Source organism: Polaromonas sp. P1_F1, from assembly GCF_056405795.1.
This window is the reverse complement of sequence record NZ_JBFUBJ010000006.1, coordinates 281,630-307,746: the sequence shown is the minus strand read 5'-3', so window position 1 is coordinate 307,746 and position 26,117 is coordinate 281,630. Positions and strand designations below refer to the sequence as shown.

The 26,117-nt window shown below is 62.7% G+C and carries 26 protein-coding genes; 17 read left to right on the top strand and 9 right to left on the bottom strand.

Translation table 11 applies throughout. The features are described from left to right. Positions 1-63 precede the first annotated feature (63 nt). From AC1DZE_RS17645 to AC1DZE_RS17575, 15 genes are all read left to right on the top strand, one after another. Positions 64-840, top strand: a complete 777-nt coding sequence (locus AC1DZE_RS17645; RefSeq protein WP_477700369.1) for an ABC transporter ATP-binding protein — start codon at positions 64-66, stop codon at positions 838-840. Continuing rightward, positions 840-1,535: an ABC transporter ATP-binding protein gene (locus AC1DZE_RS17640; protein ID WP_074574254.1), complete on the top strand. Its 696-nt coding sequence runs from the start codon at positions 840-842 to the stop codon at positions 1,533-1,535. Before AC1DZE_RS17645 ends, AC1DZE_RS17640 begins: the two co-directional genes overlap by 1 nt. Before the next feature lie 206 nt (positions 1,536-1,741). After that, on the top strand, positions 1,742-3,850 hold the full coding sequence (locus AC1DZE_RS17635; protein WP_477700368.1) for a 3-hydroxyacyl-CoA dehydrogenase NAD-binding domain-containing protein: 2,109 nt from the start codon (positions 1,742-1,744) through the stop codon (positions 3,848-3,850). A 46-nt stretch (positions 3,851-3,896) separates the two neighbouring features. Continuing rightward, positions 3,897-5,072, top strand: coding sequence for an acetyl-CoA C-acyltransferase (locus AC1DZE_RS17630; RefSeq protein WP_477669522.1), 1,176 nt, complete (start codon positions 3,897-3,899; stop codon positions 5,070-5,072). A gap of 87 nt (positions 5,073-5,159) precedes the next feature. Further along, positions 5,160-7,022, top strand: coding sequence for an acyl-CoA dehydrogenase (locus tag AC1DZE_RS17625; RefSeq protein ID WP_477669523.1), 1,863 nt, complete (start codon positions 5,160-5,162; stop codon positions 7,020-7,022). After that, on the top strand, positions 7,022-7,252 hold the full coding sequence (locus AC1DZE_RS17620) for a hypothetical protein (RefSeq protein WP_477669524.1): 231 nt from the start codon (positions 7,022-7,024) through the stop codon (positions 7,250-7,252). The genes AC1DZE_RS17625 and AC1DZE_RS17620 overlap by 1 nt, the downstream gene beginning before the upstream one ends. A gap of 193 nt (positions 7,253-7,445) precedes the next feature. Beyond that, positions 7,446-8,237, top strand: coding sequence for an SDR family oxidoreductase (locus tag AC1DZE_RS17615; protein WP_477672349.1), 792 nt, complete (start codon positions 7,446-7,448; stop codon positions 8,235-8,237). A 25-nt stretch (positions 8,238-8,262) separates the two neighbouring features. Continuing rightward, positions 8,263-8,712 carry a PaaI family thioesterase gene (locus tag AC1DZE_RS17610; RefSeq protein ID WP_477700367.1) on the top strand — a complete coding sequence of 150 codons (450 nt, stop codon included), beginning with the start codon at positions 8,263-8,265 and terminating at the stop codon, positions 8,710-8,712. A 109-nt stretch (positions 8,713-8,821) separates the two neighbouring features. Further along, positions 8,822-9,838: an NADP-dependent oxidoreductase gene (locus tag AC1DZE_RS17605; protein WP_477700366.1), complete on the top strand. Its 1,017-nt coding sequence runs from the start codon at positions 8,822-8,824 to the stop codon at positions 9,836-9,838. A 26-nt stretch (positions 9,839-9,864) separates the two neighbouring features. Continuing rightward, a complete protein-coding gene (locus AC1DZE_RS17600; RefSeq protein WP_477700365.1) occupies positions 9,865-11,505 on the top strand; it encodes an isovaleryl-CoA dehydrogenase in 1,641 nt (546 codons plus the stop codon). Positions 11,506-11,538: 33 nt separating this feature from the next. Further along, positions 11,539-12,477: a glutathione S-transferase family protein gene (locus AC1DZE_RS17595; RefSeq protein WP_477700364.1), complete on the top strand. Its 939-nt coding sequence runs from the start codon at positions 11,539-11,541 to the stop codon at positions 12,475-12,477. Further along, positions 12,474-12,941: a GNAT family N-acetyltransferase gene (locus AC1DZE_RS17590; RefSeq protein WP_477669530.1), complete on the top strand. Its 468-nt coding sequence runs from the start codon at positions 12,474-12,476 to the stop codon at positions 12,939-12,941. Before AC1DZE_RS17595 ends, AC1DZE_RS17590 begins: the two co-directional genes overlap by 4 nt. Positions 12,942-13,033: 92 nt before the next feature. Continuing rightward, a complete protein-coding gene (locus AC1DZE_RS17585; RefSeq protein ID WP_477669531.1) occupies positions 13,034-13,939 on the top strand; it encodes an SDR family oxidoreductase in 906 nt (301 codons plus the stop codon). Beyond that, entirely contained in the window at positions 13,939-14,778 is an 840-nt protein-coding gene (locus tag AC1DZE_RS17580; protein ID WP_477700363.1) for an alpha/beta hydrolase family protein, read from the top strand. The genes AC1DZE_RS17585 and AC1DZE_RS17580 overlap by 1 nt, the downstream gene beginning before the upstream one ends. 43 nt (positions 14,779-14,821) lie before the next feature. After that, positions 14,822-15,430: a thioredoxin domain-containing protein gene (locus AC1DZE_RS17575; RefSeq protein ID WP_477700362.1), complete on the top strand. Its 609-nt coding sequence runs from the start codon at positions 14,822-14,824 to the stop codon at positions 15,428-15,430. Between the two features lie 98 nt (positions 15,431-15,528). Here the strand turns inward: AC1DZE_RS17575 and serA are convergent, their stop codons facing one another. The 8 genes from serA to AC1DZE_RS17535 form a co-directional block, all read right to left on the bottom strand. Beyond that, positions 15,529-16,758, bottom strand: coding sequence for a phosphoglycerate dehydrogenase (serA, locus tag AC1DZE_RS17570; RefSeq protein ID WP_477669534.1), 1,230 nt, complete (start codon positions 16,756-16,758; stop codon positions 15,529-15,531). A gap of 147 nt (positions 16,759-16,905) precedes the next feature. Continuing rightward, positions 16,906-17,487, bottom strand: coding sequence for an MOSC domain-containing protein (locus AC1DZE_RS17565; RefSeq protein WP_477673672.1), 582 nt, complete (start codon positions 17,485-17,487; stop codon positions 16,906-16,908). Next, positions 17,484-17,969 carry a rod shape-determining protein gene (locus AC1DZE_RS17560; RefSeq protein ID WP_477669536.1) on the bottom strand — a complete coding sequence of 162 codons (486 nt, stop codon included), beginning with the start codon at positions 17,967-17,969 and terminating at the stop codon, positions 17,484-17,486. The genes AC1DZE_RS17565 and AC1DZE_RS17560 overlap by 4 nt, the downstream gene beginning before the upstream one ends. 37 nt (positions 17,970-18,006) lie before the next feature. Continuing rightward, positions 18,007-18,519, bottom strand: a complete 513-nt coding sequence (locus AC1DZE_RS17555; RefSeq protein ID WP_477669537.1) for a hypothetical protein — start codon at positions 18,517-18,519, stop codon at positions 18,007-18,009. Between the two features lie 11 nt (positions 18,520-18,530). Then, a complete protein-coding gene (locus tag AC1DZE_RS17550; protein ID WP_477700361.1) occupies positions 18,531-18,881 on the bottom strand; it encodes a GlpM family protein in 351 nt (116 codons plus the stop codon). Positions 18,882-18,950: 69 nt separating this feature from the next. Then, positions 18,951-19,481 carry a GNAT family N-acetyltransferase gene (locus AC1DZE_RS17545; RefSeq protein WP_477669539.1) on the bottom strand — a complete coding sequence of 177 codons (531 nt, stop codon included), beginning with the start codon at positions 19,479-19,481 and terminating at the stop codon, positions 18,951-18,953. Between the two features lie 83 nt (positions 19,482-19,564). Then, positions 19,565-20,338 (bottom strand): DUF1223 domain-containing protein, encoded by a 774-nt coding sequence (locus AC1DZE_RS17540; protein ID WP_477673670.1) that lies wholly within the window; start codon positions 20,336-20,338, stop codon positions 19,565-19,567. A gap of 116 nt (positions 20,339-20,454) precedes the next feature. Continuing rightward, on the bottom strand, positions 20,455-20,973 hold the full coding sequence (locus tag AC1DZE_RS17535) for a hypothetical protein (protein ID WP_457280877.1): 519 nt from the start codon (positions 20,971-20,973) through the stop codon (positions 20,455-20,457). A gap of 227 nt (positions 20,974-21,200) precedes the next feature. Here AC1DZE_RS17535 and AC1DZE_RS17530 point away from each other — a divergent pair, with 227 nt between their 5' ends. Beyond that, positions 21,201-23,564, top strand: coding sequence for a Tex family protein (locus tag AC1DZE_RS17530; protein ID WP_477700360.1), 2,364 nt, complete (start codon positions 21,201-21,203; stop codon positions 23,562-23,564). 124 nt (positions 23,565-23,688) lie between these two features. Beyond that, positions 23,689-24,786: a patatin-like phospholipase family protein gene (locus tag AC1DZE_RS17525; RefSeq protein ID WP_477700359.1), complete on the top strand. Its 1,098-nt coding sequence runs from the start codon at positions 23,689-23,691 to the stop codon at positions 24,784-24,786. 143 nt (positions 24,787-24,929) lie between these two features. Here AC1DZE_RS17525 and AC1DZE_RS17520 read toward each other — a convergent pair whose 3' ends face one another. Then, positions 24,930-26,036, bottom strand: a complete 1,107-nt coding sequence (locus tag AC1DZE_RS17520) for a porin (RefSeq protein ID WP_477700358.1) — start codon at positions 26,034-26,036, stop codon at positions 24,930-24,932. Positions 26,037-26,117: the final 81 nt, after the last annotated feature.

The window sequence follows — 26,117 nt, the reverse complement described above, 5'->3', positions numbered from 1 at the left end:
GGGGCGCTGCGCCTGCGGCCCGGCAAAGCCGGTTCCGCGGCCCTGGCTGGTGGGGAGGTTGATATGAACTATTCGCTTGAACTCAAAGACCTGCGCAAGAGCTTTGGCAAGACCGAAATCATCCGCGGCGCCAACCTGAAGGTGCAGGCCGGCGAGCGCGTCGCCATCATCGGGCCCAACGGCGCGGGCAAGTCCACGCTGTTCAATCTCATCAGCGGCCGTTTTGAGCCCACCAGCGGCGAAGTGTTGCTCAACGGCCAGCGCATCGACGGCAAAAAGCCGTTTGAAATCAACCGGCTGGGCTTGTCGCGCAGCTTCCAGATCACCAATATCTTCCCCAAACTCAGCGTGTTTGAAAACCTGCGCTGCGGCGTGCTGTGGAGCCTGGGCTACAAGTACACGTTCTTCCACTTCCTGGCCGACCTGGATGACGCCAACGAGCGCGCCGACGAGTTGATGGCCATGATCAAGCTCGACAAAAAGCGTGACGTGCTGGCCACCAACCTGACCTACGCCGAGCAGCGCGCGCTGGAAATCGGCATCACGATTGCAGGCGGCGCCAACGTCATCCTGCTGGACGAACCGACGGCCGGCATGAGCCGGTCCGAGACCAGCCGCTTCATCAACCTGATCAAGGAGGTCACCGTGGGCAAGACCCTGCTGACGGTGGAGCACGACATGGGCGTGGTGTTCGGCCTGGCCGACAAGATTGCGGTGGTGGTTTATGGCGAGATCATTGCCTACGACACGCCCGAGGCCGTGCGCGCCGACCAGCGCGTGCAAGAGGCGTATTTGGGCTCTTCAGTAGCAGACGCACAAGCTCACGGAGGAGGTCACTGATGCTCCATATCCAGAACCTCCACGCCTTCTACGGCAAAAGCCACGTACTGCACGGTGTCCATTTCGACGTGCAGCCCGGCCAGATCGTCGCCTTGCTGGGTCGCAACGGTTCGGGCCGCTCCACCACGGCCAAGGCCATCATGGGCCTGGTTGACTGCCAGGGCTCCATCCTCTGGAAGAAGCAGGAAATCGTCGGCAAGAAGGCCTACCAGATTGCCCACCTGGGCATAGGCTATGTGCCGGAAAACCGCGACATCTTCCCCAAGCTCACGGTGCACCAGAACCTTTTGTTGGGCCAAAAGGGCTCGGGCAAGGGTTCGCGCTGGTCGTTTGAGGACATGTACCAGATGTTCCCGCGCTTGCGCGAACGCCAGCACACCGAGGCCGGCGTGCTCTCGGGCGGCGAGCAGCAGATGCTCACGCTGTGCCGCACGCTGATGGGCGATCCCGACCTCATCATCATCGACGAGCCCACTGAAGGCCTTGCGCCCAAAATCGTTGAGCTGGTGGGGCAGTATTTGCAAACGCTGAAGGCCAAGGGCATCTCGGTGCTGCTGATCGAACAGAAACTGACGATTGCCATGGCGATTTCCGATCGCGCGCTGGTCATGGGCCACGGCAGCATCGTGTTTGACGGCACCCCCGACAGCCTGCGGGCTGATGCCTACATCCGCAAAGAGTGGCTCGAGGTGTAAAAAACGGTGTGGATCGTCCCCGGCTGTCACCGCAGGGACAAAAATAGACTGAACAGTCCATCCGGGGACTTGTGCCGTCACAAACGCCCCCTACAATGGAAAAAGAACGGTCGTACTTTTTTGTGCACCCGACCAGCGCGTGCCGGGCCGCAGCGCCAGCCGAGACAACCAAAAACTGAAACTCCATCAAGGAAAGAAGCAACGCAATGACCACCCTTTACGAAGTTCACGGCCCCGTCGCGCTCATCACACTGAGCAACCCACCCGTCAACGGCCTGGGCCACGCCACGCGCCTGAGCCTGACCGACAACATCCAGAAGGCCAATGCCGATGCCGCCATCAAGTCCATCGTGATCACCGGCGCAGGCAAAGCCTTTTCGGGTGGCGCCGACATCAAGGAGTTCGGCACGCCCAAGGCGCTGATCGAACCCAATCTGCTGAGCGTGATCCGCGCGGTCGAGAATTCCGGCAAGCCTATCGTCGCCGCGATCCATTCCGTCTGCATGGGCGGCGGCCTGGAATTGGCCCTGGGCTGCCACTACCGCATCGCCGCGCCTGGCACCAACGTGGCCTTACCTGAAGTCAAGCTCGGCCTGTTGCCTGGCGCCGGCGGCACGCAGCGCCTGCCGCGCGTGCTCGGCGTGGAACCGGCCCTGAACATGATCGTGAGCGGCGAACCCGTCAAGAGCGAACTGCTCGCGCAAATCCCCGGCCAGAAACTGTTCGACAAGCTTGCTGCCTCGCCCGAATCGCTGGCCCAGGAAGCCCTGGCCTTTGCCCAATCGATTTCCGACACCCGGCCGCTTCCGCTGGTGCGTGACCTGCGCGCCAAGCACCCCAATGGCGACGCTTATTTCCAGTTCGCCCGCAACATGGTCAAGGGCATGGCCAAGAACTTCCCCGCGCCGCTCAAGTGCGTGGACGCGGTCGAAGCAGCGACCAAGAAGAAATTCGAAGACGGCATGACTTTTGAGCGCGAGTGCTTCATCAACCTGATGTGGACACCCGAAAGCCGCGCGCTGCGCCATATCTTCATGGCTGAGCGTGCGGCCTCCAAGATCCCCGACGTGCCGGAAGACACGCCCAAGCGCGAGATCAATTCGGTGGCCGTGATCGGCGCCGGCACCATGGGCGGCGGTATCGCCATGAACTTCCTGAACGCCGGCATCCCGGTCAAGATTCTCGAGATGAAGCAGGAGGCCCTGGACAAAGGCCTCGGCATCATCAGCAAGAACTACGAGGCCCAGGTCAAGAAGGGCAAGCTTAAGCAGGATAAATATGACCAGCGCATGGGCCTGCTCAGCACCACGTTGAGCTACGACGACCTCAAAGACGCCGACCTCGTGATCGAGGCCGTGTTTGAAGAAATGGGCGTCAAGGAGAAGGTCTTCAAGGAACTGGACCGCGTGATGAAGCCGGGCGCCATCCTGGCGTCCAACACTTCGACGTTGGACGTCAACAAAATCGCCGACTTCACCAAGCGTCCGCAAGACGTGGTCGGCCTGCATTTCTTCAGCCCGGCCAATGTGATGAAGCTGCTGGAAGTCGTGCGCGGCGCCAAGACCGGCAAGGACGTGCTGGCCACCGTGATGGCCGTGGGTAAAAAGATTAAAAAGACGGCCGTGGTGTCGGGCGTCTGCGACGGCTTTATCGGCAACCGCATGATCGAGCAATACGGCCGCCAGGGCGGTTTCCTGCTCGACGAAGGCTGCACCCCCGAGCAGGTCGACAAGGCCATCGAGAAATTCGGCTTTGCCATGGGCCCGTTCCGCATGGGCGACCTGGCCGGCAACGACATCGGCTGGGCGATCCGCAAGCGCCGCTACACCGAAAAGCCGGACATGAAATACAGCAAAACGGCCGACCTGCTGTGCGAGAAAGGCCGCTTCGGCCAGAAGACCGGCGCCGGCTGGTACGACTATGTACCCGGCAAGCGCGACGCGATCCCGAACGCTGAAGTCGTCAAGATGATTGAAGACCACCGCAAGAGCCTGGGCATCACGCCACGCAAGATTTCCGACGAGGAAATCGTGCAGCGCCTGGTGTATTCGCTGGTAAATGAAGCCGCGCACATCCTGGAAGAAGGCATTGCCTCCAAGGCCAGCGACATCGACATGGTCTACATCATGGGCTATGGCTTCCCGGTCTACCGCGGTGGCCCCATGCTGTACGCCGACCAGGTCGGCCTCTTCAATGTGGTGCAAAGCATGAACCGCTTCGCGCAGAACCCGCTGGACGACGCCAAATTCTGGAAGCCCGCACCCCTGCTGGCCAAGCTTGCAGCCGAAGGCAAGACCTTCAACCTGTCTACCTAAGTCCAGCAGACCGCACAGATCAACGTCCCAGAATCCGGAGAATTCCATGACTTCAGCAGTAATCGTTTCCACCGCACGCACCCCCCTGGCCAAAAGCTGGAAGGGCTCCTTCAACATGACGCACGGCGCCACCCTGGGCGGACACGCCGTTGAGCACGCGCTCAAGCGCGCCGGCATCGAGGCCGCAGAGGTCGATGACGTGATCATCGGCTGCGCTACGCCCGAAGGTGCCACCGGCGCCAACATCGCACGCCAGATTGCGCTGCGCGCCGGCTGCCCGGTGACGGTATCGGGCATGACGGTCAACCGTTTCTGCTCGTCCGGCCTGCAGACCATCGCCCTGGCGGCCCAGCGCGTGATCGCCGGTGAAGCCGACATCTACGTGGCCGGCGGCGTCGAAAGCATTTCCTGCGTGCAGCAGGAAATGAACACCCACATGCTGCAGGAAACCTGGCTCGCCAAGAACAAGCCCGAGATCTACTGGAACATGCTCCAGACCGCTGAGCAGGTCGCCAAACGCTACAACATCTCGCGCGACCGCATGGACGAATACGGCGCGCTGAGCCAGCAAAAGGCCACGGCCGCGCTGGCTGCGGGCCTCTTTGAAGCTGAGATCGCCCCCATCACCGTGACAGCCGGCGTGGCCGACAAGATCATGGGCCTGACCACCAAAGAGGTCACCGTCAGCAAGGACGAAGGTATCCGCGAAGGCACGACCAAGGAAGGCATCAGCGGCATCAAGCCGGCCATCCCTGGCGGCGTGATCGCGGCCGGCAATGCCAGCCAGTTCTCCGACGGCGGCGGCGCCGTGGTTGTCATGAACGAAACCCTGGCGGAGAAAAAGGGCCTTAAACCCCTGGGCCGCTTCCTCGGCTTTGCCGTCGCCGGTTGCGAACCCGATGAAATGGGCATTGGCCCGGTCTTCGCCATTCCAAAGGTACTGGCCAAGCTGGGCCTGAAGATCAGCGACATTGATCTGTGGGAATTGAACGAAGCCTTCGCCGTACAGGTGCTGTACTGCGCCGACAAGCTGGGCATTCCCATGGACAAACTCAACGTCAACGGCGGTGCGATTGCCGTCGGCCACCCTTACGGCGTGACCGGCCAGCGCCTGACGGGCCACGCGCTGATCGAAGGCAAGCGCCGCGGCGCCAAGCGCGTCTGCGTGACCATGTGCATTGGCGGCGGCATGGGCGCAGCCGGCATTTACGAAGTCCTCTGAACCGGGCATCATAATGAATGAAACCCTGCTCCTTCAGAAAGGGCAGGCGTTTCCTGCCTTGACGCCCGCCGTTTCGGGGAGGTCGTCATGAGCCTCAGGCCGACCCTCGATTTTCTGCTCTACCAATGGCTCGGTGCCGAGTCGCTCAATCAGCGCGAGCGTTTCGTCGACCATTCACGCGAAACCTTCGACGCGGTGTTCGACACCTGCGAACGCATCGCGCGTGAAAAGTATGCACCGTTCAACCGCATAGTGGATACGCAGGAGCCGCACTTCGACGGCGAAAAAGTCATCCTGCCGCAGGCCACGCACGACGCGCAAAAGGCCTACGCGGCCTCGGGCATGCTCAGCGCCGCGCAGGACTATGAAGTCGGCGGCATGCAGCTGCCCTATACGGTGGAAGCGGCGGCCAATGCCTTCTTCGCCATGGCCTCGGTCAGCATCGGCTCGGGCCTGCTGACCACTGGTAACGCCAACCTGCTGATGGTGCACGGCACCGACATGCAGAAGGAAGTCTTTGCAAAAAATGAGTTCTCGGGCCGCTTCTCGGGCACCATGTGTTTGTCCGAACCGCAGGCCGGTTCCTCGCTCAGCGACGTGACGACGCGCGCCGTCCCGGATGGCGACGGCTTTGAGGCCGACCCGCTGGGCCCACGCTATCGCCTCAAGGGCAACAAGATGTGGATCTCGGCCGGCGAGCACGAGCTGACCGACAACATCATCCACCTGGTGCTGGCCAAGATACCGGGGCCGGACGGCAAGCTGATCGCCGGCACACGCGGCATTTCGCTCTTCATCGTGCCCAAGAAAATGGTCAATACCCAAGGCGAACTCACCGGCGTGCGCAACGACGTGGCGCTGGCGGGCCTGAACCACAAGCTGGGCTGGCGCGGCACCACCAACACCCTGCTCAACTTCGGCGAGGGCAAATACCCGGTGGACGGCCAGGCCGGCGCGGTCGGCTACCTGGTAGGCAAGCCGCATGAGGGCCTGCGCTGCATGTTCCACATGATGAACGAGGCGCGTATAGGCGTGGGCACGGCCGCCACCATGCTGGGCATGGCGGGCTACTACGCCAGCCTCGATTACGCCAAAAACCGGCCCCAGGGCCGGCCCGTCGGCGGAGGATCTAAGAACGGCGCCGGTGCCGTGGGCAAAGACGCCTCCCAGCCGCAGATCCGCATCATCGAGCACGCCGACGTCAAGCGCATGCTGCTGGCGCAAAAAGCGTACTGCGAAGGCGCGCTGGCGCTGGAGCTGTATTGCGCCCGCCTGGTTGATGAACACCACACGGCCGACGCGCAGGCCGCCGACGACGCGCGCCTGCTGCTCGAGGTGCTGACACCGATTGCCAAGAGCTGGCCCAGCGAATGGTGCCTGGAGGCCAATTCGCTGGCCATCCAGGTACACGGCGGCTACGGCTACACGCGCGACTTCCCGGTCGAGCAGTATTGGCGCGACAACCGCCTGAACATGATCCATGAAGGCACGCATGGCATCCAGGCCATGGATTTGCTGGGCCGCAAGGTGCTGATGGAAGGGGGCAGGGGCCTGCAATTGCTGGCAGCGCGTATCAACGCCACGGTTGAAAAGGCGATTCAGGTGCCTGAACTCGCAGCCCATGCCAACGCACTGGCCAAGGCATTGCAGCATGTGGGCAGCGCCACCAAGGCGGCGTGGGCCGCGGGCGAGCCTGGCGAGGCGCTGGCCAATGCGGTACCCTACATGCAGGCCTTCGGCCACACCGTATTGGCGTGGATCTGGCTGGACGTGGCGCTGGCCAGCCTGGCATTGCAGCAATCCGCTACCAATTCGATAGCTGCTCACGCAGGGCGGATGGGCGCTACACGCTATTTTTATCATTACGAATTACCGAAGATCGGTGCCTGGCTCAAGGTCGTTGAAACCCGCGACCTGACCTGTGCCGATTTGCCCGAGGAGGCGTTTTAATGGCTTTTTTCAAACCGTCCGCTGACCCTGTTTCCAACAAGGCCGTGGCTCGCTTGCAGACCCTGATCTGGGTCCTGATCTACGGCGGGCTGCTGACGTTGGTATTGGGTCTGTCGGTTCAGCGCCTGGACGATGCCATCGGCTGGTCCATGGTGGTGCTGGGCGGTATTGTGGCGGTGGTTGGCGCGGCGCTGGTTTACGTGCGCTCCCGCATCAACGTCAGTTCGTAGCGGCCGGAAGTCGCCACCACGACAGCGCAACCTGCAGGAGGCCTGATGTTGTGCCAATATGGCAGACCGCCGCATCCCGATATCGAGATCGCAACCACGGCTGAACCCGACACATTATTTGCAACCCCATCCTTGCCGGAGTCCCGATGCGGCACCCGGCAAGCCCGATGACACCCAACAGGAGACAACTTTCATGACCCGTACCATCCAGCAGCTGTTCGACCTCAAAGGCAAAACCGCACTCGTGACCGGCGGCTCACGCGGCCTGGGACTGCAACTGGCCCAGGCGCTGGGCGAAGCCGGCGCCAAAGTCATTTTGAGTTCGCGCAAGGCCGAAGACCTGGTCGAGTCCGCTGCAGAGCTCAAAGCCGCCGGCATCGACGTCGACTGGATCGCCGCCGACTGCTCCAAAGAAGAAGACATCCGGGCGCTGGCCGACGAGGCCATCAAGCGCCTGGGCCATGTCGACATCCTGGTCAACAACGCCGGCGCCGCCTGGGGCGCGCCCGCCGAAGACCACCCGGTTGAGGCCTGGGACAAGGTCATGAACCTCAATATCCGCGGCTATTTCATCCTGAGCCAGCACATCGCCAAACACAGCATGATCGCCCGCAAGTCCGGCCGCATCATCAACGTAGCCTCCATCGCCGGCCTGGGCGGCAATCCGCGCGAGATGACCACCGTGGCTTACAACACCTCCAAGGGCGCCGTCATCAACTTCACGCGCGCGCTGGGCTGCGAATGGGGCAAGTACAACATCACCGTCAATGCAATTTGCCCGGGCTTTTTCCCGAGCCGGATGACCGTGGGCACGCTGAAAGCGTTGGGCGAGGAAAAGCTGGCCTCGCATGCACCGCTCGGCCGCCTGGGCGACGACGAGGATTTGAAGGGCTTGTGCGTGCTGTACGCGTCGGATGCCGGCAAACACATCACGGGCCAGTGGCTGGCCGTCGATGGTGGCGTTTCGGTCGTAACCGGGGGGTGAGCAAGAAATGGGCTGGGAACAGTTAATGAACTTCGGCGCCGACATCCCTTTCGTCAACCACCTCGGCTTTGAGCTGGAGCTGTTTGAAGGCGGTGCTTCGGCCATTGGCTATGCGCCCAAGCCCGAACACCTCAACTCATTTGCCGTGACGCACGGCGGCGCCATCATGACGCTGCTGGACGTGACCATGGCAACTGCCGCGCGCAGCGTACAGAAAGACATGGGCGTGGTCACCATCGAGATGAAGACCAGCTTCATGCGGCCGGCGCCTGGTGACGGCAGCCGGCTTACAGCCAAGGGGCGGCTCATGCATCGCAGCACCACCATGGCGTTTACCGAGGCCACGCTGTATGACGCGGAAGGCCGCGCCTGTGCACACTCCACGGGCACCTTCAAGTACGTGCGGCGGGTTGCCACCGCCGCCCAAAACACCGGCGCACCGGATCTATCAGGCGGCGGCATATCAACCGATTGAACTGAATAATTGGTTAAATCACAGCCCAGCCCAATAAAAACCGGCGCAAGCAGCTATCAAATAAATAGCAAATCGCCTGCCTTCCCTGACCAACAAAAAGGAGACTTCCATGCCCATCAACCAGCAAATCCTGCTCGACAACCGCCCCACCGGCGAAGCCATCGCCAGCAACTTCATGCTGGTCTCCAGCGACACGCCGCCCCTGCAGGATGGCCAGGTGCTGGTGCGCCACCATTACCTGAGCCTGGACCCTTACATGCGTGGCCGCATGAGCGATGCCAAGAGCTATGCTGCGCCGCATCCGCTGGGCCAGGTCATGCTGGGCGGCACGGCAGGTGAGGTCGTGGAAAGCCGCTCGCCCAAATTCCAGCCCGGCGACAAGGTGGTCGGCATGGGCGGCTGGCAGGAATACAGTGTGGTCAATGCCGACCAGCCCGGCGCGCTGCGCAAGGTCGACACCACGCACGTACCGCTCTCGCACTACCTGGGCGCGGTCGGTATGCCGGGCGTCACCGCCTGGTACGGCCTGGTGAAAATTATTGAACCCCAAGCCGGCCAGACCATGGTGGTCAGCGCCGCTACCGGCGCCGTGGGGAGCGCGTTCGGCGCACTCGCCAAGGCACGCGGCTGCCGCGCCGTCGGCATTGCCGGCGGCCCCGACAAATGCAAATATGCCGTCGATGAACTCGGGTTTGACGCCTGCATTGACTACAAAGTGCACGCCGATGCCGCTTCGCTGACCAAGGCTCTCAAGGACGCCTGCCCGGATGGCATTGATGGCTACTTTGAAAACGTGGGCGGCATGGTGCTGGACGCCGTGCTGCCGCGCATGAACGCTTTCGGCCGCATCGCGCTGTGCGGCATGATCGCCGGCTACGACGGCCGGCCCATGCCGTTGGCCTATCCGGCGCTGATTTTGACCAGCCGCCTCAAGCTGCAGGGCTTTATCGTGGCCGAGCACATGGAAGTCTGGCCCGAAGCGCTCAAGGAACTCGGCACGCTGGTGGGCACCGGCAAGCTGCGCCCGCGTGAAAGCGTGGCGCAGGGGATTGAATCGGCGCCCGAAGCATTCCTCGGGTTGCTCAAAGGCAAAAACTTCGGCAAGCAGTTGGTCAAGCTGATCTGACCCGACCACGGCGCGGTCAAAAGGAGGTGGACATGACGCATGAAGTCTTCAACCAGCCCGCAGCGCTGTCGGACTACAACCTGTTTGACACCAATCGCCCGCTGCGCGACGCGCTGAAATTTAATGCGCCAGCGCTGGACACGCACGAGCTGAGGCAGCTCGGTGCGAAGCTGGGCAGCACGGCCATGCAGACCCACGCGCGCCTGGCCAATGTGCATGGGCCGGCGCTGCACAGCCATGATCGTTTCGGCCGTCGTGTGGACCAGGTGGAATTTCACCCGAGTTATCACGAGCTCATGAAACTCGCGACGGGTTCGGGCCTGCATGGCTCTCCGTGGTCTGAAGAAAACCCGTCACCCCATGTCCAGCGCGCGGCGGGTTTCATGCTCTTCACCGAGCTCGAGCCCTCCATCCTGTGCCCCATCTCCATGAGCTACGCGGCCACGCCCGCGCTGCGCGGCAACACGGTCATCTACGCCGACTGGGGCCCCAAGCTGGCGAGCCGCGCCTATGACCCCGAACTCAAGCTATGGCAGGCCAAGGCCGGCCTCACCATGGGCATGGGCATGACGGAAAAACAGGGCGGCTCCGACGTGCGGGCCAACACCACGCGCGCTGAGCCCGCAGGCCGCGACGGCTGGGGCGAACGTTATGCCATCACCGGCCATAAATGGTTTTTCTCGGCGCCCATGTGCGACGCCTTCCTGGTTCTGGCCCAAACCCAAAGCGGCCTTTCCTGCTTTTTCCTGCCACGCGTGCTGCCTGACGGCGGCCTCAACGCCATCCGCATCCAGCGCCTCAAAGAGAAGTTGGGCAACAAGGCCAACGCAAGTTCTGAAGTGGAATTTGAAAACGCCCAGGCCTGGCTGGTCGGGGGCGAAGGCCGCGGCATTCCGCAAATCCTCGAAATGGGCACCATGACCCGGCTGGACTGCGCGCTGGGCACCAGCGGGTTGATGCGGCAGGCGCTGGCCCTGGCGCTGAACCACACCTCGCAGCGAAAAGCCTTCGGCAAGCTGCTGATTGACCAGCCGCTGATGCGCAACGTGCTGGCCGACCTCGCGCTTGAATCCGAAGCCGCGACTGCGCTGGCAATGCGCCTGGCCCGAGCTTTCGACCACACAGGCGATGCCCACGAGGCCGCCATGGCGCGCCTGTTGACACCCGTCGCCAAGTTCTGGATCTGCAAGCGCGGTAGCCATTTCGCCCAGGAGGCGATGGAATGCCTGGGCGGCAATGGTTATGTGGAAGAGGGCGGCGAGGGCGTCATGGCCCGCGTTTACCGTGAAATGCCGCTCAATTCGATCTGGGAAGGCGCGGGCAACATCATGGCGCTGGACCTTTTGCGCGCGCTGCGCAAAGCCGATGCCGTGGCGGCCCTGGACCAGGAACTGGCCGCCGCAAAAGGCGCGCATCCGGCGCTGGACCGGCTGGCCGCCGTCTTGCCCACACGTGTGGAAGAAATGGCGACTGAAGTGGAGGCACGGCGGCTCGCGCAGGACGTCGCGCTGGCGGTGCAGGCCGCCTTGCTGTACCAGACCGCGCCCGCTGCCGTCTTCAGCGCTTTTTGCGACTCGCGCATTGCAGGCAACTGGGGCCATGCTTTCGGCACGCTGGGCGTCGGCACCGATTTCGACACCCTCATCGCGCGGGCCATGCCCCGCTGAATTTCCAGACACCCAGAACACCCGGAGACAACCATGAGCGATCTGATCCTTCACCATTACCCCACATCGCCATTTGCCGAAAAAACCCGCCTGATGCTGGGCTACAAAAACCTGCCCTGGAAGTCCGTCGTCATCCCGATGATCATGCCCAAGCCCGACGTGGTGGCGCTGACCGGCGGCTACCGCAAGACGCCTATCCTGCAAATCGGTGCCGACATTTATTGCGACACCGCCTTGATCAGCGACGTACTGGAACACCTGCAGCCCGAGCCTTCGGTGTACCCGGAGCCCAGCAAGGGCCTGGCGCGCACGCTGGCGCACTGGGCCGACAACACGCTGTTCTGGACCTCCATGGCCTACAACACGCAGCCCAAGGGTGTGGCCCAGATTTTCGAAAAGGCGCCACCTGAAGCCGCCCGCGCCTTCGGCGAAGACCGCAAGGCCATGAGCATCGGCATGCCGCGCCTGCGCTCCAGCGATGCCGCCGCAGCCTACAAGTCCTATTTGCGCCGAATCTCGGACATGCTCGACGACCGGCCTTTTTTACTGGGTGATGTGCCCTGCATCGCCGATTTCGCGATGTACCACCCGCTGTGGTTCACGCGGGTGCAAACACCGGTGCTCGCGGGCATCCTGAACCTCACGCCGGCCGTGCTGGAATGGATGGACCGCATGGCCGCCATTGGCCATGGCGGCATTGAAAAATTCAGCTCCACCGAGGCTGTGGCACTGGCCGCCGCATCCACGCCGGCGCCGTTGCCGGGTGACCTGTTCCAGGACGAACACGGCATTGCGCTGGGCAGCCAGGTGCTGGTCAGCGGCGAGAGTTTTGGACCGGAGCCTACCGAGGGCGAGCTGATCGCCGCCACCCGCATGCATTACACGCTGCGCCGCACCGATGCGCGTGCCGGCACCGTGCATGTGCATTTCCCGCGCATCGGTTACACCCTGAAGGCTGCAGCCCCGGCATGAGCATCTCCGGCACCTCCGTTATTTCCTGGCGTTTTCTTCCCTTTGACGCGCTGACCACCCTTGAGCTTTATGAGATCTTGCAGCTTCGCAGCGAAGTGTTTGTGGTCGAACAGGCCTGCAGTTTCCAGGACATGGACGGCGCGGACATGCAAGCCATGCATTTGCTGGGCATAAGGGAAGGGCGGCTGATAGCCTACGCGCGCTGCTTTGCCGCGGGCGTGAAGTTTGCGGAGGCCAGCATAGGCCGCGTGGTCACGCATGCTTCGGCACGCGGCGGCGGCATTGGCCATGTTCTGATGAAAGAGGCCGTTGGCCGTTTGCAGCAGCACTGGGGCCCGCAACCCATCCGCATAGGTGCACAGGCACGGCTTGAGCAGTTCTACCTGCAGCACGGTTTTGCCAATACCGGCCAGCCCTACATCGAGGACGGCATACCGCACATCGAGATGCTGCGGGTTGCCTGAATAGTTACCTGAGCGACAGCTGTGGCGACAGGGTGCACGGACAATTTTCCTGTTCTTCAAGACACCAAGATATTCATCAAGGAAAGCGAACCATGATCACGGATTTCAAAGGTAAAACGGCAGTGCTGACCGGCGCGGGCTCGGGCTTTGGCCTGGAATGCGCACGCCTGGGGGCCCAACTGGGCATGAACCTCGTGCTGGTTGACGTGCAGCAGGATGCGCTGGACAAAGCCACCGAAGAGATGAAGGCTTCCGGTGCCCAGGTGCTTTCGTTCAAGCTTGACGTCTCCAGCGCAACGCAGATGGAAGCCATGGGCAAGGCCGTGTTCGAGCGCTTCGGCGCGCCGCATTTCGTTTTTAACAACGCCGGCGTTGGCTCGGGCGGTCTGATCTGGGAAAACAGCGTCAAGGACTGGGAATGGGTGCTGGGCGTCAACGTCATGGGTGTGGTGCACGGCGTGCGCATCTTCACGCCGATGATGCTGGAAGCAGCCGCCAAAGACCCATTCTGGCAAGGCCACATCGTCAACACCGCCAGCATGGCCGGGCTGCTGAACCCGCCGAATATGGGCGTCTACAACGTCAGCAAACACGCCGTGGTGGCGCTCAGCGAAACCCTGTACCAGGACCTGGGCCTGGTGACCGATCAGGTTGGTGCCTCGGTGCTGTGCCCATTTTTTGTAGCCACAGGCATCGGCATGAGCCACCGCAACCGCCCGGCCGAACTCGGCGCGGAAAAGCCGACCAGGAGCCAGATGATCCAGCAGGCCATGACCGGCAAGGCAGTCGGCTCCGGCAAGGTGAGCGCCGCCGATGTGGCGAAACTGGTGTTTGACGCCATCGCAAAGAACCAGTTCTACATCTACAGCCACCCCAAAGCCATCAACTCCGTGCAGACACGGCTTGAAGACGTGCTGCAGGCGCGCAACCCGACGGATCCGTTTGCCGACAAGCCTGAAATTGGCCAGCAACTGAAAGCCGCGCTTCGCGGGGCCTGATGGGCCGCGGCTACCTTGCTTGGGCCGGCCTGCTGCTTGGGCTGGCGGGGGCAGGCGCGTTGGCACAACCGGTGAAGTGCCCCGACGGAAAACTTGCCGACGGCATTGAACGGGCAGGGGACGCCCGGCAATGCCTTGTCATCCGCAAGCTGGCGCCTGGCCAAACATCCCGCATCACACCCAAGGTACTGGTCGTCTTTCTGCACGGCGACAACGGCGGGCGCACGGAATTGAACGCGGACAGCGGCACAGCAGCCTTGCTGGCCGAGAAGCTCCAGGCCGTCACAGTGGCGATGCAGCGCCCCGGCTACCGCAGCGAACTGGGCGTATCGGACGGCGAGTCCGGCCCCGGGGACGACGACTACACACCCCGCAACGCCGAAATCATCGCCGCCGCACTGGGCAGCCTGCGCAGCCTCAACCCCGGCAGGAAGATCCTGCTGATTGGCCACTCGGGCGGCGCGGCCATGGCGGCCTTGTTGGCCAGCCGTTTTCCGGGCAGCGCTGATGCCTATTTGCTGGCCGGATGCCCCTGCGATGTGCCGGCATGGCGGCAATGGCGCAACAGCTCTGCGGGCAAATCCGGCGCCTGGAGCCGCAGCCTTTCACCCCTGGCTGAAGCGGAGAAAATCAACCCGGATACGCAGATCAGCGTGGTGGTGGGCAACAAGGACGAAAACACATTGCCCCAGTTCAGCGAGGCCTATGTCAGGGCGCTGCAGGCGCGCGGCGTCAAAACCCGCGTCACGTATGCAATGAACGCCACCCACGTGTCGGTGCAGCGCGCGCCGGAGTTCTTCATGCTGGCGGGTGAATTGGCGGACAAGCTGTCGAAATAGCGCCGCTGCGCTATCCTTGCCGCTCCTTCATTCAACTTTTTTGATGATGTCCAAATTCCTGAACCACCTTTTCCTGGCTGCCGTTGTCGCGGCCGGCTTGCTGCTTGCCGGCTGTAACGATGCGCCGGGCACCGCGCCCGGCAGCCCGTCGGCAAAGGCTGTCACCGAACCGGTATCCGTGGCCGCCATCGAAGCCGGCGCCAAAGGCTTTTCGGCCGGCGCTTTAATGAGCAAGCGCACGGTGTATGTGTTTTTTGATGCGCAATGCCCGCACTGCGGCGCCCTGTGGGAAGCGGCAAAACCGCTGAAGTCCCAGGCCAGGTTTGTCTGGATCCCGGTTGGCATGCTCAACGCCGCCAGTACGGCCCAGGGGGCAACCCTGTTGGCGGCCAGCGACCCGGTGGCTGCCATGGACGCGCATGAAACGTCGCTGCAGGCCCGGCGTGGCGGCATCAGTGCGGCCAGCAATATCGACGCGCAAAAAGAAGCCGTCGCCAAAAACACCGAGCTGATGACCAGGCTGGGTTTCGCTTCGATCCCCACCATCGTCGGAACCCACGCGCAGACCGGCGCCACGGTGTCACATGAAGGTTCATTGTCAACGGCGGCTCTGGCCACCTTGCTGGGTTTACAGCCGCCGGCAGCGCAGTAATCTGGTCTTTTCCTTGGGAAAGTGGCTGAAACCCAATAGAGACGGGCGCAACCAGCTATATATTTGATAGCGGTTGCGCGCCGTGGCTGAAGCCCGGTTCAAAACAAAACCCGGCTGCGGATGGTTCCGGGCACCTCGGCCAGCTTGGCCAGCGCGATGTCGGAGTGCGCCGCGTCGATGTCGATCACCACATAACCCACAGCTTCGTTGGTCTGCAGGTACTGCGATGCGATGTTGATGCCGTTGGCCGCAAACACCTTGTTGATTTCCGACAGCACACCCGGCACGTTGCGGTGAATGTGCAGCAGGCGGTGCTTGCCCGGGTGGGCCGGCAGTGCCACTTCGGGGAAGTTGACGGAAGACGTCGAGGTGCCGTTGTCGCTGTACTTCACCAGCTTTTCGGCCACTTCGATGCCGATGTTTTCCTGCGCTTCCATGGTCGAGCCGCCCACGTGCGGCGTCAGGATCACGTTGTCCAGGCCGCGCAGGGGCGATTCAAAAATGTCCTTGTTGCTGCGCGGCTCCACAGGGAACACGTCGATTGCCGCGCCCAGCAGCTTTTTTTGCTTCAGCGCCTCGGCCAGCGGTTCAATTTCCACCACCGTGCCGCGTGAGGCATTGATCAGCACGCTGCCGGGTTTCATCGCGGCGATTTCTGCTGCGCCCATCATCCATTGGGTGGCTTTGGTTTCGGGCACGTGCAGGCTCACCACGTCGGACTGGGCCAGCAGGTCCTTGAGCTGGGCTACCTGCCGGGCGTTGCCCAGCGGCAGCTTGGTTACCACGTCAAAAAACACGACCTGCATGCCCAGCGCTTCGGCCAGCACCGACAGCTGCGTTCCGATGGAGCCGTAGCCCACGATGCCCAGCGTTTTACCGCGGATTTCGTAGGCGTTCTCGGCCGACTTGAGCCAGCCGCCGCGGTGCGCCACGGCGCTTTTCTCGGGCACGCCGCGCAGCAGCAAAATGGCCTCGGCCAATACCAGCTCAGCCACGGAGCGGGTATTGGAAAAAGGCGCGTTGAACACCGCAATGCCGCGTTCGCGGGCGGCGTTCAGGTCGACCTGGTTGGTGCCGATGCAAAAGCAGCCGACCGCCGCCAGCTTGCCGGCCTGGGCAAATACATCGGCAGTGAGCTGGGTGCGGGAACGGATGCCGACAAAATGCGCGTCGGCGATTTTGGCCTTGAGTTCGTCATCGGGCAGCGCGCCGGCCAGGCTTTCGATCTGCGAGTAACCTGCCGCCTTGAGAACCTCCACCGCGGAGGGGTGAATGCCCTCGAGCAGCAGGAATTTGATTTTTTGCTTGTCGACCGAAGTTTTGTTCATGGAAAGCCGCTGCGCCAAAAAGTGGATGAGGAACAAGTATGAGGGAAGCGAAATACCCGTGCTGGTTCGCGGTTGGGCGGCGGGGCTTGAGATCTTAAATAATGAAAAAAATCGCCCTATTCCTTACTGGTCATGCGCAAGCAGCTATCAAATCAATAGCGGTTGAGCCGAAGACTCCCGATCGGATTTGGCAGATTCACAGACAAGGGCATCACCGACGCGCAGCAAGCCACCCTGCAACACACGCGCCGTCAACCCGCCATGGCCGCGCATGGCGTTGTATCCGCCGGGGCCCAGCACTTCCTCCATGCGCGAACAGGGTTCGCACGGGCCGGTGATTTCCAGCACCACATCGCCGATGTGCAGCACCATGGGCTGGTCCCTGAAAAGGGACTTCGCCGCCAGCAGGTTCAGGCCCGACACCACCAGGTTGCGCCGCAAGCTCGCGGCTTCCACCGCGCCAAGCCGGGCCAGTGCGGCCAGCACGGGCAGGTGCTCGGCCTGGATCAGGGTGACCTGGCGTTTGCTGCTTTCCGGGCGAATGGCAGGCGCCGCCGCGCTCCGGTCGCCTTCCAGCCCGCGGCCGGCCAGTGCTGTCACGGTTGCAACGCTGAGCACCGGGCTGCGGCGGGCTGGCCTCAGCAAAATTTGCTCAAGCCGCCCTTGGTGGGGGAATTGCCGGGTGAGCGCGCGCAGGTCACTGATGCCCGTGCCGGCGGTTGCGGTCATTCCAGTACCTGTCCCGTGGAAGGGTAGCTGCGCGACAGCACCTGCTCGTCTGTCAATTCCGGGCCCTGCCACATGGTGACTTCTGAAGCGCCGGCCCCCAGGGCCATCTCATGGAGGGCCCGTATTTCCACCTGGGTGAAACCACCTGCGGGCTCGCCCAGAGGATGGAACACCATGCGGGGCGCGGGAGCCAGCACGTGGCTGGCCTGAAGTTTACGGACGAATGCCTTCAGTACCTGCTCACCGTGGGTGAAGTCGGACACCATGGAGCGCGGGTGGCTGAAAGGATTGAGGACCTGTGCCGACTTGCTCGATTTATGCAGGGCGGCGTCATCGCCCGCGCCCAGCACTTTGGGCTTGAGGCTGCGGGAAATCGCAATTTCGGGCACTTCGGAAATGAAAGCGCCCGTTTTCACATTGCGCACCGTCAGCCGGTAAGGCGACAGGCGGATGTACAAAGGTGGCGTGATGAAGTCGAACATGGTCAAGGGCTGCGGTTGAATTCAGTGAGCCTGGCGCTCATGACAATACGGCTTTCAGTGCGGCCAGGAGCCGCGCAGCTGCCAGCTTGACCCGCGTCTTGAAACGGCGGGCCATGCGCCATGGCAACGACGCCCTGGCCTGGGTCATGATTTTGTCCTTCCAGGCTTTCCAGGGGGTGTAGAGCCGCGCGAACCACGGCATTTGCATGAGTGCAGGCTGGGTCAGCTGAAAGAGGCGTGCCGCCAGCGCGGTTCCGGTGAGTTTGGCCGCCAGTATCAGCGCCAGGCCGACAGTGACATGCCCCAGGCCGAACAGGTAAAGCGCCAGCAGCTTCAGCGGGATCAGCGCCAGCACCGGCACGCCGAAGGCGAGCAGCGCAGCCCAGGGCGGCAAGCGGGTGATCCAGCGCTCCAGCCGCCCCCACCAGGGCAGGCGCCCCAGTGCTGCAAAGCCGGCGGCCAGCGGCTCCCAGCCCCATTCTTCAAATAGCAAAAACAGCGCGACAGGCGCAAGCAAAATGGCCCGCAACACTTTTTTGAATTTGCCCATATCTGTTTTCCTTAAAGCGCCGAAGGGTAGGCACGGCTCCAGCCGAGCAGCAGCACGCCCGCAGCAAGCGCYCAGGCCAGTGTGGCGCAGGCAAGCGTGACGGGCAGTGCCGCGCGCACGCTGAGCCAGTACACCACCAGCAGGTAAACCGCATAGGGGATGAGGGACCACAGGCCGAACAGTGCCGTGGTGCGAAGGTCTGCCGCGGAGCGTTCGCTGCCCACGATGTAGTGCGCAATCAGGGCAAAGGTGGGAAACAGCGGCACCAGGCCGGCGATGAAAAAGCTGCGCGACCGGGAAAGAAGGGCAATAACCAGCACGGCAAGCGCACCCAGCAGGCATTTAAGAAAAAGTGAAAGCATCGATCGAAAAGAAAAAGGAGTGCAGGGACGTGGCCGCAACAGCACGGCCCCACAGTTTATCGATGGGCACTATGGACACCCTTCGGCCTGTATCGCCTGCATGCCGTTTTGCGCTTCCCTGCGCATGAAAAAGATGCTGTCGTCTGAAAACTCGGGAATCACTGCAAAGCCGAGGCCTTCGTAGATGGTCAGCGCAGGGTGGTTGTCACGGTACACGCGCAGTGTGAAAGCTGTGGCACCGGTGTCACGGGCCGCCTGGGCCATTAGCAGCCTGCACAGCGTCGAACCCAGACCCTGGCCGCGCGCGCCGGGCGCCAGGATGATGCGGGCCAGATGGGCAGCACCTGCCTCACGCACCCAGAATTGCCCAAAGCCCAGCGCCTCTGCCGGACCCCGGCTCATGACAAAGCTGAAGGCGCCGGGTTCAGCCAGCAGTACCGGGAGCCGCTCGGGTTCAAACGGAAACTTCAGCTTGGGGCCGGCCCAGCGCAGACAGGTGCTGGCATCCTGGACCCATGTGGCCAGCGCCGCATAGTCGGCGGCCCCGGGCGGCCGCAAAACCAGCGAAGGAGCGCAGGGCGGTGATTGCGGGGAATCCATTGCGCCATTGTGCGGCAAGCCCGAGGCCTCGCGTTGCCCCGCCTGTACGGTGCGCCAGGCGGTAGTCCTTCAGCGGCCGTGCTTTACGCGGCACATTGAAGGCTGACGGCCTGCAGGGTCTTGCCGGTTTGAGGGTCGAACACCACGAGATTCACCTGGCGCTCATGGCCCTGGGTTGGGGCAATGCTGCGAAAGGCCAGTTTTTGCGGCCCGGTTCCACTGCTTTTGTATTCCCCGGCTTGGGTGTACTGGCGCACAACGAAGTCGTGTTGGAGAACCTCTCCAGCGTTTTCGCCGGCTTTCACTTTGGAGTTGTGCCCATGTTCAGTGACGGTCCAGTAGGCTGACCAGGACGGTGACACCTGCGGTGCGGGCATCGGGGTGACGCTGGCTTCAAACTGGTCCGGCCCGAGTTGCCTGAGCACGATGCTGGCGCGCGCGGGTTCCTTGCTGTCGGCAGGCCTGCCACCCCAGCGGGGCCAGTCTTTGCCGTTGAGTACGGCCTGCGGTGTATAGATGCTGCGCAGATTATTCCTGGACGCTATTTCGCGTTGCCGGCTGGTGTAGGCGGGCGCGGCAAAACGGTCAACCCAGCCGATGTAGTCCCAGTAGCCGACGTGAAAGGCCTGCACCACGGCCCCACTGCCTTTCAGCGACGAAGCCCATTTGTCAGCGGGCGGGCAGGAGCTGCAGCCCTCAGAGGTATACAGCTCAACGACCGGCGTGATGGTCGGCCCTGAGCTGATGGCGCAAGCGTTTTGTGCGGACAAGGCCCTGGACGTCAATGCCATCAGGACGATTGCGGTGATCAGCGGGGTATTGCGGCTGGAAGGCCGTGGGGGCGCGGTGTGCAGCATGAGGGTCTCCGTGGATTGCAGACCCCCATTGGTCGATGGACTTCGCCGGTTCTTACACCTGCCGGGCCCGGTTAATAAAAGAAAAGAAGGACGCGGCGCAACCGGTATTCAGGCACTCAAACCAGCGGCATGGTCTCCGAGTCTTTTTCCAGATGAGGAATGCCGCCATGCCGCTCAAGCCGGTCCTGGAGCTGGCCCATGTGGGCGGCCATGGTGTTGTCCGACTGCTCCAGCCGCGCCAGCAATGCCTGTTGCTGCTGCGAAAAGCGCTCGGCCAGCACAGTGGCGGCGGCGGCTTCCCGGTGCTGTGCGGCCAGGGCCTGCACCTCCAGGTAGCTCCGCAGTTCGGTAAAACGAGAGGCCTCGGCCTTGTCAGCCAGCTCACGCTGCGTGTTCAGCTCGCGTGCGTAGCGCCGGGTTTCCAGCAAGTTGGTGCTTTGCATGTAGAGCGTGGAGGCCAGAAACACCACCGTGGCAACCACCAGCAAGAGCAGCATCACGAAGCCCAGCGACACCTCCACGGTGGTAAAGCCCAGGCTGAGCATGCTCACACGGCTGAATTCATCGACATTGAGGGCCACAAAGCCCGCCAGCAGCAGCATGGCCACCACCAAAAAAATTGTGCGAGTCCGCATGTGTCTCTCCCCAGAAAATGTAAGAAATTGCTTTAAGCCAAGGGCCATTATCAGAAGCAAAACAGCGCTGGCGCTGTGGGACAATGCCGACCCTTAGCGTCAGTTTGTACTCGGCGCACAGACAACGGCTCTCCGCCAGGGCAGGCTGCATCGCCGGGCGGGCATTTGCCCCTTTATTGACCTTCTTTTGCTTCTTTTTCCGAGCTTTTTCGAACATCTCTTTCAATATGCAGAAAATCATCCGCCAGATCGCGGCAGAAATCAAAGTCCAGGAACACCAGATCAAGGCGGCCGTAGAGCTGCTTGACGGCGGCGCCACGGTTCCCTTCATCGCGCGCTACCGCAAGGAAGCCACCGGCGGGCTGGACGACATCCAGTTGCGCGAGCTGGAATACCGGCTGGGCTACCTGCGCGAGCTGGAAGAGCGACGCGAAGCCGTGCTCAAAAGCATTGAAGAGCAGGGCAAGCTCACGCCCGAGTTGCGTGCAGCCATCGAGTTTGCCGCCACCAAGCAAGACCTCGAAGATCTGTACCTGCCCTTCAAGCCCAGGCGGCGCACCAAGGGCCAGATTGCGCGTGAAGCCGGCATCGAGCCGCTGGCCGACAAGCTGTTTGCCGACCCGTCGCTGGTACCTGCCGACGAAGCCGCGGCCTTTGTGAAGGCCGAAAAGAACGAAAGCGGTGACGACTTCACCACTGTGCAAGCCGTGCTCGACGGCGTGCGCGACATCCTCAGTGAACGCTGGGCCGAAGATGCCGGTTTGGTGCAGTCGCTGCGCCACTGGCTCTGGAGCGAAGGGCTGTTCAGCTCCAAGCTGGTGACCGGCAAAGACGAGAACAACGCCGACAACAGCAAATTCCGTGACTACTTCGACTACGACGAGCCGATTGGCCGTGTGCCTTCGCACCGTGCGCTGGCGGTCTTTCGCGGCCGCGGGCTCGAGATTCTGGATGCCAAGCTGGTGTTGCCCGAGCAGGCCGAGCCCGGCAAGCCCAGCATCGCCGAAGGCAAGATCGCGCTGCACCTGGGCTGGAGCCACAAGGCACGCCCGGCGGATGATTTGATCCGCAAGGCCGTGGCCTGGACCTGGCGCGTCAAGCTCAGCCTTTCGCTCGAGCGCGACCTCTTTACCCGTTTGCGCGAAGAGGCCGAGAAAGTCGCCATCAAGGTGTTTGCCGACAACCTGCGCGACCTGCTGCTGGCGGCGCCCGCCGGCCCGCGCGTGGTGATGGGTCTGGACCCGGGCATTCGTACCGGCGTGAAGGTGGCCGTGGTCGACGCCACCGGCAAGCTGGTGGAGACCTCCACGGTCTACCCGCACGAGCCACGCAAGGACTGGGATGGCTCCCTGCACACGCTGGCCAGGCTGTGCGAAAAGCATGGCGTCAACCTGATCGCCATCGGCAATGGCACAGCCAGCCGCGAAACCGACAAGCTGGCAGCGGACCTGATCAAGGGAATGGCCAAAGTGGAACAGGCCATTGAAAAAGTCGTGGTCAGCGAGGCCGGTGCCTCCATTTATTCAGCCAGTGAATTCGCTTCGCAGGAAATGCCCGACGTGGACGTGAGCCTGCGCGGCGCGGCCAGCATTGCGCGCCGCCTGCAAGACCCCCTGGCCGAGCTCGTCAAGATCGACCCGAAATCGATCGGCGTTGGCCAGTACCAGCACGACGTGAACCAGAGCGACCTGGCGCGCAGCCTGGACACCGTGGTCGAAGACTGCGTGAACAGCGTCGGCGTAGACCTGAACACCGCCAGCGTGCCGCTGCTGGCGCGCGTGTCGGGCCTGTCGCAAACGGTGGCCAAGTCGGTGGTGCGCTGGCGTGATGCCAATGGCGCGTTTGCCAGCCGTGCCGATTTGCTCAAGGTGACCGGCCTGGGCGCCAAAACTTTTGAGCAGAGCGCGGGCTTCCTGCGCCTGCGCAGCAGCAGCAACCCCCTGGACATGACCGGCGTGCACCCCGAAACCTACCCGGTGGTTGAAAAGATCATGGCCCACACCGGCAAGCCGGTGGCCGAGCTCATGGGCCGGGCCGAAATGCTCAAGACCCTGAAGCCGGAGCTGTTTGCCAATGAGCAGTTCGGCGTGATCACCGTCAAGGACATCATTGCCGAACTTGAAAAGCCCGGCCGCGACCCGCGCCCCGACTTCAAGGTGGCGCGCTTTAACGACGGTGTGGAAGACATCAAGGATTTGAAGGAAGGCATGACGCTGGAAGGCACGGTCAGCAACGTGGCCGCCTTCGGCGCCTTTATCGACATCGGCGTGCACCAGGACGGCCTGGTGCATGTGAGCCAGCTTTCCAACAAGTTCGTGACCGACGCGCGTGAGGTCGTAAAAACCGGCGACATCGTCAAAGTGCGCGTCACCGAAGTCGATGTGGCGCGCAAGCGCATTGGACTCACCATGAAGCTCGACGCCGCACCGGCCCGCCGCGACGGCCCGCGTGACAACCGCTTTGAAAGCGCGCGGCCGCCGGGCGGGCAAAACCGCGGCGGCAACTATGGAAGCCGCCCAGGCGCACCACAACCGGCCGCCGCGACCGCCATGGAGTCGGCCTTCAGCAAGCTGGCGGCACTGAAGAAATAATTGTGCGCATGACGTCAGGTCGCCAGAAAGGCATGAATTGACCCATTTTTAGGGTTAAATCAGGCCCTGGCGCTTGACTGACGGGCGCAACCAGCTATCAAAATAATAGCAACCATCCACCTCCATGCAAGCCCTCCGCATTTACGCCGGCCCCAAGGCACGCCGGCATATCGAGCAAAACGGCCTCAAGCCGGCAGACATTGCCGTGGTACCCGGGGCGGCAGGCGGACCCAAGGGCTTGATCCTTGGCGCACTGGACCGCTTTATCTTTGGGGACTGGCTGGCGCAAAGCAGCCATCCGGTGGACCTGGTCGGTGCGTCCATAGGCGCATGGCGCATGGCCACGGCCTGCCTGGCCAACCCGGCGGCCGCATTTCAGCGCCTCGAAACCGATTACATCCACCAGCATTACGAACTCAAGCCCGGCCAGAAGCGCCCGACCGCCGATGCCGTCAGCGAGCAGTTCGGCCAGAGCCTGAAGGTTTTCTACGGGGGCAGGGTGCAGGAAGTGATTGGAAATCCCCGCTATCGGCTGCACATCGTCACCTCGCGTGGCCGCCACATGCTGGGCCGTGAGCACAAGGTGGCCACGCCGCTGGGCTACTTCGGTGCCTTCCTCACCAACAGCCTGCACCGCAAGGCCATGGGCGCGTGGCTGGAGCGCGTCGTGTTTTCCACCCGGAACGCCCCCTTGCCGTTTGCGACTGCCGACTACCGGACCCGCCAGGTGCCGATGGACGAAGCCAATTTTCAGCCGGCGCTTCAGGCCAGCTGTTCCATCCCTTTTGTGCTGCGCTCCGTGCGCAACATCCCCGGCGCGCCGCCCGGCGCCTACTGGGATGGGGGCATCACAGACTACCACCTGCACCTGAACTATCACCGCGGGGGCACGGCAGGGGAGGCGGGGTCATCGCCGGGATTGGTGCTGTACCCGCATTTCCAGAGAGCCGTGGTGCCAGGCTGGCTCGACAAGGGCCTGAAGTGGCGGCACGGTGCCACACATTTTCTGGACAACATGGTGCTGCTCGCCCCCAACCCGGAGTGGATCAAGACCTTGCCCGGCGGCAAGCTTCCGGACCGCGCGGACTTCATGCGCTATGGCGCTGACATCCAGGCACGCATACGCGCATGGTCGCTGGCGACATCGAAAGCCGGGCAGCTTGCCGAAGAATATGCCCGGTGGCTGGACCGCCCGGACATGAAGCTGGTCCATCATTTATGAACCGGCCGGAACGCGCGCCTGGATACGGTGTTCCGCCGGCGAGGCGCCCATAAAAAAAGCCGCATGGCGTGATTGACACGCCATGCGGCTTTTTGGGGTGCTCCCGAAGTGTTTTCGGGTTCAATTAATTTATAGCTGCAGCCTCAAAACACGTGTGCAATACCCGCGTACACCGACTTCGGGCTTTGGCCGACGGCTGAGAGCGCCAGGCCTGCCGAACTGCCGCCGCCGCCGCTGATGGTGTAGCCGGCGTTGGCCTGGTTGCTGATCCTGGTCGCGCCGCCGTAGATCGTGGTCCGCTTGGACAGTGGGTAGTCGTAGCGCAGGCCTATGGCCTTGGAATCCGCATTGGCCGTGGTCTTGTTCTTGAGCTGGCCGTAGGTGGCGATCAACTTGCCAACGCCGATGGGGGCCGATGCGCCGATCTGGTAGGCATCGAGCGCGGGCGCCCCGGTCGTGTCGCCGCGGCGGCGTACAAAGATGGCCGAAGGCTTGATGACCCCGAAATCGTAGGAGACGGCGACGTCGGTGTATTTATCGGTATTGCCAACTATGTAGATGGTTTTTTCCGTCAGGTAGCTGACTTGCGCCGCCAGCGTGCTGCTGCTGTAGCCGGCCGCGATATTGAGTACATTGCCGGTGGACTTGGGCTGGCCGCCCGCGCCGGTCGATTCGCCGAAGGCATAAAACACATTGGCCTTGAAGCCGTTCCAGGTCGGCGTGGTGTACTGGATGGAGTTGTCGCGGCGCGTGGTGGCGTCGGAGAGCGAGCCACCGTTGATGCCTACGCCCGGGCCCGCGTAATAGTTCAGGGCGCCGGACATCGTGAATCCGGCGGGGTCAAAAGCCGCCATGGTTCCAAAATGCGGCGTGTACTGGCGGCCAATATTGACGGCGCCGAAGTCACCACTCAAGCCCACGGTCGCCAGGCGCTGAAACATGTAATTGGCCCCAGTCGGCACGGTGCTGGTGGGGATGGTTGCAGTACCTGTGCCGGCGCCCGTGTCTGTTAAAAAGCCGGCCTCCAGCACGAAATTCGCCTTCAGGCCGCCGCCGAGGTCTTCCGTACCGCGAAACCCGAAACGCGAACCCATGGCTCCCCCGCTGGAGACGCGTGTCACATTGCCGTTGCCAGCAGACGCGACTTCCAAATAGGTATCAACCGCGCCATACAGCGTGACGGAGCTTTGGGCCTGAGCGGCGCAACTGGCAGCGGACAGCACGGAAAGTGCAAATAGTTTGGTCTTCATCAGGTCTCCTAATGTTGTTGATATAAGCGTGCTTATCGATTCGACGCCGCCCTACAGGTCCCATGCACTGTTGTTTGCGGA